The sequence below is a fragment of the Nesterenkonia sp. genome (assembly GCF_029265375.1).
In the GTDB taxonomy this organism is placed as follows: Bacteria; Actinomycetota; Actinomycetes; order Actinomycetales; family Micrococcaceae; genus Nesterenkonia.
In genome coordinates this window covers 62,949-75,030 of sequence record NZ_JAJUJJ010000006.1, presented here as the reverse complement: position 1 = coordinate 75,030, position 12,082 = coordinate 62,949, and the positions used below count along the sequence as shown (strand labels likewise).

The window sequence follows — 12,082 nt, the reverse complement described above, 5'->3', positions numbered from 1 at the left end:
CCCTCGGCCTCTCCCGGGCGGGAGGATCGAGGGGGCCCCTGGGGTTGTTGCGGCCGGGCTCTCCGGCGGCAGCACTACTCCTTGTAGCCGACGGTCTCGGTGGTCTCCTTCTTGGTGACCACCACCATGTCCTCCGGTCCCGGAATGTATTCCGGGTCCTCCATAAGACGGCCGGCCCGCCGGTCGGCGAAGTACTGCTCCATCTCCTTCTTGACCACCGGCGCCAAGATGCACAGTCCGATGACGTTGATGAAGATGCACAGGAACAGCGCCGAGTCGGCGAAGTCGATGATGTTGGAGAAGGACACCACACAGCCGATGACGATCATGATGCACACGATCACGCGGAAGATGGTGTCGGTGTTCTGAGCCTTACCGAACAGGTAGCGCCAGGCCTGGATGCCGTAGTAGCTCCAGGTGATCAGCGTGGAGAAGGCGAACAGCGCCACGCAGATCGCCAGCACCACAGAGAAGCCGGGCAGGAAGGTGTCGAAGGCGTTGGCGGTCAGACCCACCGGGTTGTCGTGACCCTCTCCGATCGCTGCGTCGTAGTCGGCCGGCCAGGCGAAGATGATCACCAGGGCAGTCATGGTACAGACCACCACAGTGTCGATGAACGGCTCCAGAGAGGCAACAAAGCCCTCGGAGACCGGACGGCGGGTCTTCACCGCGGAGTGGGCGATCGGCGCCGAACCGATGCCGGCCTCGTTCGAGAAGGCTGCACGCTGGACACCAACGATGATCACGCCGACCACACCGCCGCCGATTCCCTCAGGGCTGAAGGCACCGGAGAGGATCGCGCCGAAGGCGTCGCCGATGTTTCCGATGTTCGCACCGATGACGATCAAGCAGGCCACCACGTAGACAATCGCCATAGCTGGCACCAGCTTGCCGGTGACCGAGCCGATCGACTTGATGCCGCCGATGATCACCAGCGCGACCAGACCGGCGAAGATGATGCCGAAGATGAAGGCGGTCAGCTCGCTCTCCAGGAAGCTGAAGGCGCTGCCGCCGGTCTGCTCGTCGATCGTGGCGCCGGCCGAGGTGATGGCGCCGTAGGTCTGGTTGGCCTGGAACATGCCGCCGCCGATGATTCCAAACAGCATCACCGAGATGGCGAAGACACCGGTGATGATGGCCACCGGAATGCGGCCCAGCCGGCTGAACGCCACCGGCAGGTACTTGAAGGGACCGCCGTGGACCTCACCGTTCTCATCAATGGTGCGGTACCGCACGCCCAGGGTGCACTCCACGAACTTGGTGCACATGCCGAACAGACCGGCCAGGATCATCCAGAAGGTGGCCCCGGGCCCGCCCAAGGAGATCGCCGCAGCTACACCGGCGATATTGCCCAGACCCACAGTTCCCGAGACCGCGGCGGTCAGCGCCTGGAAGTGGGTGACCTCGCCGGGGTCGTCGTCGCGGGTGTACTTGCCGCGCACAACCTCCAGCGCGGTCTTGAATCCCGTGAACTGCACCGCTTTGAAGTAGATGGTGAAGGCTACGGCGGCCACCACTGCCCAGAGCACCACCAGGGGCCCGTCCCACAGGGTGGTGCCTTCGGGGAAAGGATTCCCCAGCGGCACAGTAACCTCAGTGCCGAAGATCAGATTCACGAAGAATTCGGTGGCATAGCCGAACCCCTCATCAATGGTGTCGGCGACCTGCTGGACTCCGGACACCTCCTCCTCGCCGGCCTCCATGGCCACGAGTTGCCCTATTGGACTCATGTCATTCTTCCCCTCACGTGGGTGCATAGTGTGCGAACTGCAGGTATCTCTTCCCCAGGGCGCGCCCCAGAATAGTGAATAAGCTACTCCACATCTGTTTCAGACAGTTTGCCGAACGTAGGATGAAATGTAACAGGAATGCATCTCTGCAGGGAATATTTATACTCAGATTGGCGTGTCGCAGATCACACCGGTGAGTGCAGACGACGACGGCGCCTGACTCACTCGGTACGAAGTCCAGGCGCCGTCGTGGAACGCGGAAGCGGGCCGCTCAGCCCTCGATGCCCAGCTTCTGCAGGACGATCTCCCGGACCCGGGCGGCGTCGGCCTGGCCGCGGGTCTCCTTCATCACCGGGCCGATGAGCGCGCCGATGGCTTTGAGCTTGCCGCCGGCGACCTTCTCGACCACATCGGGGTTCTCCTCCATGGCCTTCTCCACCGCCGCGGTGAGTGCGCCGTCGTCGGAGACCACCTCCAGACCGCGGTCCTGCACGATCTGGGCGGGGCTGCCTTCGCCGTCGAGGTGGTGCTCGAGCACCTGGCGGGCGATCTTGTCATTGATGCGCCCGTCCTCGATGAGCTGATTGAGCTCCACAATGGTGGCCGGCTCCACGCCCAGCTCCGCCGGTTCGACCGACCGCGCATTGGCCAGGCGGGAGATCTCTCCCATCCACCACTTGCGGGCCACCGCCGGGCTGGCGCCCTGAGCCACGGTCTGCTCGATCTCATCCAGCAGGCCGGCGGCGACCACGTCGCGGAACTCCGGGTCGGTGTAGCCCCAGGCTTCACGCAGTCGGCGTCGGCGCTGTGCCGGGGGCTCCGGCAGTTCGGCGCGCAGCTTCTCGATCCACTCGGACGTGGTGACGATCGGCACCAGATCCGGCTCCGGGAAGTACCGGTAGTCATCGGCATCGGACTTCGGGCGGCCTGAGCTGGTGGTGCGGGTTGTCTCCTGCCAGTGCCGGGTCTCCTGGACGATGCTGCCACCGGCGGAGAGGATCCCGGCGTGGCGGCGGATCTCAAAGTGAACGGCATGCTCAACCGCACGCATGGAGTTCACGTTCTTGGTCTCGCTGCGGGTGCCGAAGACCCCGCTGCCCTTGGGGCTGAGCGAGACGTTGGCATCGCAGCGGACATTGCCGCGCTCCATGCGGGCGTCAGAGATGTCCAATGCCTTCACCAGGTCGCGGATGGCGCTGACATAGGCGCGGGCCAGCTCCGGGGCGCGGGCGCCGGCGCCGGTGATCGGCTTGGTGACGATCTCGATCAGCGGCACCCCGGTGCGGTTGTAGTCCACCAGGGAGTAGTCCGCTCCCTGGATCCGCCCGGAGGTGCCGGCGTGGGTGAGCTTGCCGGCATCCTCCTCCATATGTGCCCGCTCAATCTCCACGCGGAAGATCTCGCCGTCGTCCAGCTCAATGTCCAGCCAGCCGTCGTAGGCGATCGGCTCGTCGTACTGGGAGGTCTGCCAGTTCTTCGGCAGGTCCGGGTAGAAGTACTGCTTGCGGGCGAAGCGGCAGTACTCGGCGATCGAGCAGTTCAGCGCAAGCCCCAGCTTGATGGCCGACTCCACGGCCTTACCGTTGACCACCGGAAGGGTGCCGGGCAGCCCGAGATCCACCTCATTGACGTTGGTGTTGGGCTCATCGCCGAAGGCATTGGGGGCCGAGGAGAACATCTTGGAGGCGGTGTTGAGCTCCACATGGACCTCGAAGCCCATCACCGGATCGTATTTCTGAAGAGCTTCCTCGAAGCTCAGCGGGGCGGCGTCTGCGCCGGCGGCGTTGATCACGTCACTCACTTCGAGACCTCCTCAAGGTCGGGGACCTGCGCCCACAGGGGCTGGGACTCCGCCTGCAGCAGATGCTCCAGTGCTCCGGCGGCCCGGTAGACCCGCGCGTCTTCGGTGGCAGGAGCCAGGAACTGGATGCCCACCGGCAGCCCCTCGGAGAGCCCGCCGGGCACCGAGATGCCGGGGACCCCGGCCAGGTTGGCGGGAATGGTGGCGATGTCATTGAGGTACATCGCCAGCGGGTCGTCGAGCTTCTCCCCCAGCGGGAACGCCACGGTCGGCGCCGTCGGGGAGATCAGCACATCGGCGGCGGAGAAGGCGGCGGCGAAGTCCCGCTGGATCAGGGTGCGGATCTTCTGGGCCGAGCCGTAGTAGGCGTCGTAGTAGCCGGCCGAGAGCGCGTAGGTGCCCAGCATGATGCGGCGCTTGACCTCATCGCCGAAGCCGGCTGCGCGGGTGGCGCCCATGACCCGTTCGATGGTCAGCGGGCCGTCCTCGGGCAGCACCCGGGTGCCGTAGCGCACGCCGTCGTAGCGGGCCAGGTTGGAGGAGGCCTCCGACGGCATGATCAGGTAGTAGGCCCCCAATGCGTAGTCGAAGCTGGGGCAGTCGACCTCCACGATCTCTGCTCCTGCCGCGCGCAGGGCCTGCAGCGATTCTTCGAACCGGGCCAGCACCCCGTCCTGATAGCCCTCACCGCGCAGCTGGGAGATCACGCCGATGCGCAGCCCGGACACACTGTGCTCACCTGCGGCCTCGGCGAAGTTCGGCACCGATCCGCCGGGGTAGTGGGTGTCCGGCAGAGAGGTGGAGTCCTTGGGGTCGTGGCCGGCGATGAGCTCGTGCAGCATGGCGGCGTCGGGCACGGTGCGGGCCACCGGGCCGATCTGGTCCAGCGAGCTGGCCATAGCGATAGCCCCGTAGCGGGAGACCCCGCCGTAGGTGGGCTTGGTCCCCACTGTTCCGGTGACTGCTCCGGGCTGGCGGATGGATCCCCCGGTGTCGGTGCCCAGGGCCAGGGGCGCTTCGAACGCGGCGACGGCGGCCGCTGAGCCGCCGCCGGAGCCGCCGGGGATGCGGTCGGTGTCCCAGGGATTGCGGGTGGGGCCGTAGGCCGAGTGCTCGGTGGAGGATCCCATGGCGAACTCGTCCAGATTCGTCTTGCCCAGGATGGGCAGCCGGGCGGCGCGGATCTTCTCCACCACCGTCGCGTCATAGGGGCTCATCCAGCCGTGCAGCATCTTGGACCCGGCGGTGGTGGGCTGGCCTGTGGTGACGATGAGGTCCTTGATCGCGATCGGCACTCCGGCCAGCGGGTGCAGCGCCTCGGCCTCGGCGCCGCCGGCGGAGCGGATGGCGTCCACCTCCGCGGCCACCGCCAGAGCCTCCTCGGTGTTGACGTGCAGGAAGGCGTTGAGCCTGCCGTCCACTGCGGCGATGCGGTCCAGGTGGGCCTGGGTCAGCTGCACAGAGGTGATCTCGCCGGCCTGCAGCTTCGCCGCCATCTCGGCGGCGGTGAGCCTGATCAGCGCAGCGTCGCCGCCGGCTTCGGTAGGTGTGGTCGTCATCGGGCTACTCCTCATCCAAGATGGCCGGAACCTTGAAGCGGCCGTCCTCGGCCTCGGGCGCGTTGGCCAGCGCCTGCTGGGCGGTGAAGACGTGGCCGACCTTGTCCTCGCGGAACACATTGGTCAGCGGCATCGGGTGGGATGTGGCCGGGACGTCGTCGCCGGCGGCCTGCTGGACCTTCTTCACGGAGTCGACGATCACGCCGAGCTCTCCGGTCATCTTCTCCAGCTCGGCGTCGGTGAAGGTGATATGGGCGAGTGTGGCAAGATGCTCGACGTCGGCGCGCGAGATCTCAGACATGCAGCTCCCTCGGGGATCGGCGGAATGTTCTCGGAACGTCATCCTATCGGCCGCGGACACCCCCGCGCCCGGCCAAGTCGGTTCAGTCGCGGACGTCCACCAGGATCACCGTCACATTGTCCCGGCCTCCGTGGCGAAGCGCCTGGTGGATCAGCCAGTCCACGGTCTCCTGTGCGTTGCGCCCGGCATTGAGGATCTGGGCGATCTGCTCATCGGTGAGCTCTCCGGTGAGCCCGTCGGAGCAGACCAGCAGCCGCTGCCCGGGCGAGACTGTGGCGGTGGTGAAGTCGGCCTCCCACATATCTCCGGCGCCCAGGGCGCGGGTGATCACATTGCGGTGGGGGTGGCTGTGCATCTCATCGGCGGTGATCATCCCGGAGTCGACCAGCTCCTGGACCTGGGAGTGGTCCCGGGTGAGTCGGATCAGGGCACCGTCGTTGAGCAGATAGGTGCGGGAGTCGCCGACGTTGAACACCAGCCACTGCCACTGGACGCAACTCTCTGAGCCGGCGTCGGCGCGGACCACGCAGGCGCCGGTGAGCGTGGTGCCGGCCTTGGAGTTGGTGGCCCGCCGAATGCGCGCGTCGGCCTCGTCCAGGAAGTTCTGGATCTGCGCCCGGCCGACCTGGCCGCCGGCGCTCTCCCACCCTTCGGCCAGGGCCTGCACCGCCAGCGAGGAGGCGACTTCCCCGGCTTCGTGCCCGCCCATTCCGTCCGCGACGGCGAAGAGCGTGTCGGTGACCACGTAGGAGTCCTCATTGAGCTCGCGGCGCAGGCCCACGTGGGAGCCGTAGCCGTAATCGGCATAAGGCTCTTCCGGTGTGTTGGGACTGTCTGCGCTGGAGGTCACGTGACCATCTTGTCACGAAAGCGCGACAGATTCGTGACCGTATTGTGCTCAAGCTGTCACACAGCCCATGCAGGGTCAAGCATGATGCCTGTGCCCGTTCGCTCGCCGCCCCACCCGCCGGAGCCGGGCGGGGGCCCTGCTCACTCACTCACTGCGCGGCACAGCTTAAGCAGGATCAAGCATGATACCTGTGCCGCTGGCGCGCAGGAGCATATGCGGGGCGATCTCCCCGAACCCGCGGACCAGCCGGGGCGGCTGCGGCACCAGCAGATAGTCGTCGCTGCTCTCCAGCGCTTCGGCGGTGGCTGCATCCACCAGAATGGTCCCGGGATCGGCCAAAGAGGTCAGCCGGGCCGCCAGGTTCACTGTGGGTCCGTAGATATCGCCCATGCGGGAGAGCACCCGCCCCCACACCACGGAGACCCGCGCCTCGGGCAGCACATCGTCGGCAGCGATCGCCTCGGCCAGGGCCAGGGCGATCTCGGCCCCGGCCTCGGGTGTCTCCGCGTTGTAGAGCACCTCATCGCCCACGGTCTTGACCAGTCGGCCCCCGCCGATGCTGATGATCTCGGCGCATTTGGATTCGAACCGCTGAACCATCTGGGCCAGGGTGCGTTCGCTCATCTGCCGCGATAGTGAGGTGTAGGAGACCAGGTCGGCGAATCCGACGGCCCGGGCCAGCGGCAGCGGCGAATCAGCTTCTGAGCCGTCGCGGCCCCGGGAGACCGAGGCCAGCCCGGACTCGACGCGCACGGTCAGCCGCTGCAGGGCGGCCGAGAGTTGGCGCCTCCAGGCGTAGCCCATCAGCTGCTGCAGCGGCTCCACCAGCCGGGGCAGAGCCTCCACCACCTGACTGCGCGCCTGGGCGTCGGTGAGCCGTTCATTGGCGATCTTGTCCTCCACCAGGGCCTCGATCTGCCAGACCACCATGCGGTCGGTCATCTGCCCCACCGACCGGGTCAGTGAGATGGCGGTCTCCTGGTTCAGGTGGCCCTCACGGACCAGCTGGACCATCTGCGCCAGCGCCTCGGCGTCGGCCTCGGTGAAGGCGGTGACGTCGTCGTCGAGGTTGGGGAACCCCAGTGCCCGCCAGAGTTTGCGTGCCGCGTGGGTGGAGACCCCCATTCGGGCAGCCATCTCGCGGTAGGTCAGGGTCCGTTCGGCCCCCAGCAGCCGATGCTCGAGCTCGCGGATATGGCGGTGCCAATCGCGCTCCTGCTGACCGGGAACCGGGATGGCCGCGGTGGCCGGGTCGCGCTCAGCGGTGGGTGCGCCGTCCTCCGGCACGGGCGCGAACCCGCGGTCCGTGGGGGATGGGGTGGAGGAGGCCGGCGTCGTCGATTTCGCCGTGGGGAAGTCTGACCAGTCTGCCCGGGCCTCAGCGAGTTCCTCATCGGTGTAGTCGCGCTGCGGAGCCCCGGGCCTGGGCACTTCGGAGGTTTCGTCGGCCATATAGTCGGTAGCCCCGAAGCCGCGTCTGCGGGCGCGCTCCCATGCTTTTCGCCCGGCATCCTCCTCGGCGGTCACAGTCCGCCTCCGAAGCTGGCGCCGTGCACATCGCCGCGGGCTATGTCATGCGGGGCAGGGTGCTGGGCTCGCCGCGCCTGGGCTCGGGCACGGTAGGCGGAGAGCTCCTGGGCGAGCAGCGTGTTGAACTGTTCGGCGTCGGGCATATCGCGAAGCCGGGTGCGCTGGTGCTGCCCGAAGGCCCCGTGCACCACTGCCACATCGCCGGCTCCGGCAAGTTCCTGCATGCGGCTCTGCTTCACCTCGGTCTGGGCGACCAGCGCCAGCGGGATCACTGTGGCCTGGGCAGCCCCCACCAGGTTCTTCTGCACAATCCGCTCAGTGGTGAGGTATGTGTAGCGGTTCATCCAGGTCATCACCGGTTTGACGGTGCCGAAGGCGAGGCTGAGCAGCCCGGCCGCCCAGATGAGGAAGACGAAGATGTGGCTGTAGTGCTGGATGAACTCCGGCTGGGTGTCACGGGAGACGTAGCCGAGCAGAAAGCTCATCAGGGCCATGGTCACCAACAGGTTCACCACGGCGGGTATCAGCGCCCGGGGGTGGGCGCGGGTGCGAACCACCACCTGTTCGCCGTCCACCAGCTTCAGCAGCATATGCCGCCACACCTCCTGACTCGGGCTCCGGCCCTCCAGTCTACTGACCGTCTACCCGGCCGGGCGCAGGTGCACGACGTCGCCTGCGGAGAAGCTGCGGCGGTGGGCCTCCACCGGCTCCCAGAGGCTTTCGGGTCCGCCTCCGTCCTCGGGGCCGAGAACATGGCGACGCCGGGCAGTGACCTCCAGCTGCAGGGATCCGTCGGTCTCCAATCCGCTGGCCCGGCCGCGGACCGCGGTGCCGTCGGGCAGCTCGAGCCGCACCTGTCGGCCGATGGTGCCCAGCGCCGCGACCGCCTCATCGCGCAGCGGGTCCACGCCGCCGGCGTCCTCGGCCCGCTGCAGCAGTGCGGCGACCTCCTGGAGCCAGTCGCCCAGCAGCGCAGTGCGCAGACCCGCCGCTTCAGTACTGCCCAGTACCGCGGCGTCGGGATCCGGAGCGTCAGCGGCCTGGGGCCGTTCCGCCGCGGCATCGGTCTGCTGGATCTGCAGCAGAACGGAGGTGGCCTCCGGGGTGGGCAGCTGCTCCCGGGTCTGCAGCACATTGATGCCGCACCCGATGATCAGGCACTGCGGATGCAGCGGGGGCACGGCCGCCAGAATCCCGGCGACTTTTCGCCCGGAGACGCAGACATCATTGGGCCATTTCAGCTCCGCGGCGATTCCCCTGCGGCTCAGGGCGCGCACCAGCGCCAGTCCGGTCAGCAGCGGCAGCCAGGCCCGCTGGCCGGAGGGCAGGCGGGGCTGCAGCACCAACGAGGTGGACAGTGAGGTGCCCGGCGGTGAGCTCCAGGACCGGCCCAGCCGACCCTTCCCGCCGGTCTGCTCCTCCGCGGTGAGCACACTGATCTGCGGCCAGGCCTCGGCGAAGCCGCGGTCCTCAGCCTGCTGCAGCAGATCCGCATTGGTGGATGCGGTGCTCTGCACCACCTCCAGGCGCGCCAGTGCTTCGGTATCGACCAGCCGGTGTCGGAGCACCTCGGCGTCCAGTCGGGGCGTGGGGGCGTTCATGGACTCACGCTACATTCACGGCTCGTGCACGGGCCGCAGGCTCAGAGGAAGATATCCGCCAGAGGCTCCACACCGGGGGTGACGGCGTAGCCGGAGAGGTCCTCGACGCCAGCGGCGGCCAGCACCTGCTCATCAGTGAGGCTGGTGCAGGTCTCCACGCTGACCGTCCCAGTCACCAGCGCGGCGACAGCATCGGCCATGATCTGCGGGCTGCGGGCCGCCTGGGCCATCTTCTGTCCGCCGGGAAGAGCCCGGATGGCCGCGGTGTCGATCAGCGTGGCCGGCCACAGGGTGTTGACCTGCACTCCCGCTTCAGCCATCTCCATCCCCAACCCCAGAGTCGCCATCGTCATGCCGTACTTGGAAAGGGTGTAGCCGACGTGCTTGCCCAGCCATTCCGGGTTGAGCCGGCCGTCTGTGCCGGCCACCGGCGGCGAGAAGGAGAGCATCTGCGCCCGGCGGCCGGCCTCGGCGCTGGCGATCAGATGCGGCATGGCGGTCTTGCCCAGCAGGAATGTGCCGCGCACATTGATGTCCTGCATCAGGTCATAGCGCTTCATATCCAGTCCAGCGGCCGGCGAAAGATCAATGGCGGACGCATTGTGGATCACCACGTCGATCCCGCCGAAGGCCTCCACCGTCTGCTCCACCGCGCGGGCGACGTCGTCGTCGCTGCGGACATCGCCCACCACCGCCAGTCCGCGGCCGCCGGCCTCCTCCACCGCCTCCACGGCTGTGTGGACGGTTCCCTCCAGCTTCGGATGCGGGGTGTCCGTTTTGGCCAGCAGCGCCACATCAGCGCCGCGGGAGGCCAGTTCCACCGCGACGGCGCGGCCGATGCCGCGGCTGCCGCCGGAGATGAGGACAGTGCCGGGGGACTTCTCTGTGCGCTGTTCAGCCATGCCCCTACCCTACCGGGGAGTAACCCGTTGTGTGCAGTCCGGATCACACTTCCGGAGCATCGACCTGGGGCGCGACGGGGGCCCTCGCAGAACTGGACACTGACGTTGTAGAGATTCCACAACTGCCCGGCCGTCCTCGGCGTCTACACTGACGCAAAGATTGTGGAGTTCCTCCAGCCCCATAGGAGGGGCCAGCGACGCCGACACAGGAAGACTGGATGACAGACACACCGGATCTGCACACCACTGCGGGCAAGATCGCCGACTTCCGGCAGCGTCGCGACCAGACCCTGGCCCCGGCGGGCCAGGAGGCGATCGCCAAGCAGCACAACCGGGGCAAGCACACCGCCCGCGAGCGCATCGAGATGCTGCTGGATGAGGACTCCTTCGTGGAGTTCGACGCTCTGGCGGTCCACCGCACCCACGCCTTCGGCATGGAGAAGAAGAAGCTGGTGGGCGACGGCCTGGTCTCCGGCTACGGCACCGTGGACGGCCGCCTGGTGGCTGTCTACGCCCAGGACTTCACCGTCTTCGGCGGCTCGCTCTCGGCAGTCAACGGGGAGAAGATCGTCAAGGTCCAGGAGTTCGCCGCGCGCAACGGGTGCCCGGTGATCGGGATCAACGACGGCGGCGGTGCCCGCATCCAGGAGGGCGTGGCCTCGCTGGCGATGTTCGCCGATATCTTCCGCAACAACGTCCACTCCTCCGGCGTGGTCCCGCAGATCACGCTGATCATGGGACCCTCAGCCGGCGGTGCGGCCTACTCCCCGGCGCTGACGGACTTCGTGATCATGGTGGACAAGACCTCCCACATGTTCATCACCGGTCCTGATGTGATCAAGTCGGTCACCGGCGAGGACGTGGACATGGAGTCCCTCGGCGGTGCGCGGTCCCATTCCACCACCACCGGCACGGCCTCCTATATGGCCTCCGATGAGGAGGACGCCATTGAGTTCGCCAAGGAGCTGCTGGAATTCCTGCCGCTGAACAACCTGGCGGAGGCCCCGGTGGAGCCGGCTGAGCCGCGGGCCAAGATTGAGGCCGAGGATGAGGCGCTCAACGAGCTGGTTCCCGATGCGGCCTCGGCCCCCTATGACATGACCACGCTGATCGAGCAGCTGGTCGACGACGGCTATTTCCTGCAGCTGCAGGCCCTGTATGCGCCGAATATCATCATCGGCTTCGCGCGCGTGGAGGGACGCTCGGTCGGTGTGGTGGCCAACCAGCCCAGCCAGTTCGCCGGCACCCTGGACATCGCCGCCAGTGAGAAGGCCGCCCGGTTCGTGCGGTTCTGCGATGCGTTCAACATTCCGATCCTCACCCTGGTGGACGTCCCGGGCTTCCTCCCCGGCACGGACCAGGAGTGGGGCGGCATCATCCGCCGCGGCGCGAAGCTGCTCTACGCCTATGCCGAGGCCACTGTTCCGAAGATCACCGTGATCACGCGCAAGGCATTCGGCGGCGCCTATATTGTGATGGGCTCCAAGAAGCTGGGCGCGGATGTGAACCTGGCCTGGCCCACCGCGCAGATCGGGGTGATGGGGGCCCAGGGCGCGGTCAACATCCTGCACCGCCGTGAACTGGCCGCTGTGCAGGCCGACGGCGGAGACGTCGAAGCCCGGCGCGCCGAACTGATCGACGAGTATGAGAAGAAGCTGCTGAACCCGTACCAGGCTGCCGAGCTGGGTTACATCGACGCCGTCATCGAACCGGCTGAGACTCGCTGGCACATCACCAAGGCGCTGCGTGCCACCTTCCACAAGCGCGAGGCCCGCCCCGCGAAGAAGCACGGCAATATTCCGCTCTGA

The 12,082-nt window shown here is 67.3% G+C and carries 10 protein-coding genes; 1 reads left to right on the top strand and 9 read right to left on the bottom strand.

Annotated features, from left to right (window positions below):
- Positions 1–74: 74 nt before the first annotated feature.
- From Q1K09_RS04020 to Q1K09_RS03980, 9 genes are all read right to left on the bottom strand, one after another.
- Entirely contained in the window at positions 75–1,730 is a 1,656-nt protein-coding gene (locus Q1K09_RS04020) for an alanine/glycine:cation symporter family protein (protein ID WP_300343463.1), read from the bottom strand.
- A 271-nt stretch (positions 1,731–2,001) separates the two neighbouring features.
- The gene (gatB, locus tag Q1K09_RS04015) at positions 2,002–3,531 is read right to left on the bottom strand and encodes an Asp-tRNA(Asn)/Glu-tRNA(Gln) amidotransferase subunit GatB (RefSeq protein ID WP_300343461.1); all 1,530 of its coding nucleotides are present in this window, start codon (positions 3,529–3,531) and stop codon (positions 2,002–2,004) included.
- Positions 3,528–5,090 (bottom strand): Asp-tRNA(Asn)/Glu-tRNA(Gln) amidotransferase subunit GatA, encoded by a 1,563-nt coding sequence (gene gatA, locus Q1K09_RS04010; RefSeq protein WP_300343460.1) that lies wholly within the window; start codon positions 5,088–5,090, stop codon positions 3,528–3,530. Before gatA ends, gatB begins: the two co-directional genes overlap by 4 nt.
- 4 nt (positions 5,091–5,094) lie before the next feature.
- Positions 5,095–5,391 (bottom strand): Asp-tRNA(Asn)/Glu-tRNA(Gln) amidotransferase subunit GatC, encoded by a 297-nt coding sequence (gatC, locus tag Q1K09_RS04005; protein ID WP_300343458.1) that lies wholly within the window; start codon positions 5,389–5,391, stop codon positions 5,095–5,097.
- Positions 5,392–5,473: 82 nt separating this feature from the next.
- A complete protein-coding gene (locus Q1K09_RS04000; RefSeq protein ID WP_300343457.1) occupies positions 5,474–6,241 on the bottom strand; it encodes a PP2C family serine/threonine-protein phosphatase in 768 nt (255 codons plus the stop codon).
- A gap of 165 nt (positions 6,242–6,406) precedes the next feature.
- Complete coding sequence (locus Q1K09_RS03995; RefSeq protein ID WP_300343455.1) at positions 6,407–7,768, bottom strand: adenylate/guanylate cyclase domain-containing protein; 1,362 nt, start codon at positions 7,766–7,768, stop codon at positions 6,407–6,409.
- Positions 7,765–8,361, bottom strand: coding sequence for a hypothetical protein (locus Q1K09_RS03990; RefSeq protein WP_300343453.1), 597 nt, complete (start codon positions 8,359–8,361; stop codon positions 7,765–7,767). The genes Q1K09_RS03995 and Q1K09_RS03990 overlap by 4 nt, the downstream gene beginning before the upstream one ends.
- Before the next feature lie 51 nt (positions 8,362–8,412).
- A complete protein-coding gene (locus tag Q1K09_RS03985; protein WP_300343451.1) occupies positions 8,413–9,372 on the bottom strand; it encodes a biotin--[acetyl-CoA-carboxylase] ligase in 960 nt (319 codons plus the stop codon).
- 41 nt (positions 9,373–9,413) lie between these two features.
- Positions 9,414–10,274, bottom strand: coding sequence for an SDR family oxidoreductase (locus Q1K09_RS03980; protein ID WP_300343449.1), 861 nt, complete (start codon positions 10,272–10,274; stop codon positions 9,414–9,416).
- A 218-nt stretch (positions 10,275–10,492) separates the two neighbouring features.
- Here Q1K09_RS03980 and Q1K09_RS03975 point away from each other — a divergent pair, with 218 nt between their 5' ends.
- The gene (locus tag Q1K09_RS03975) at positions 10,493–12,082 is read left to right on the top strand and encodes an acyl-CoA carboxylase subunit beta (RefSeq protein ID WP_300343448.1); all 1,590 of its coding nucleotides are present in this window, start codon (positions 10,493–10,495) and stop codon (positions 12,080–12,082) included.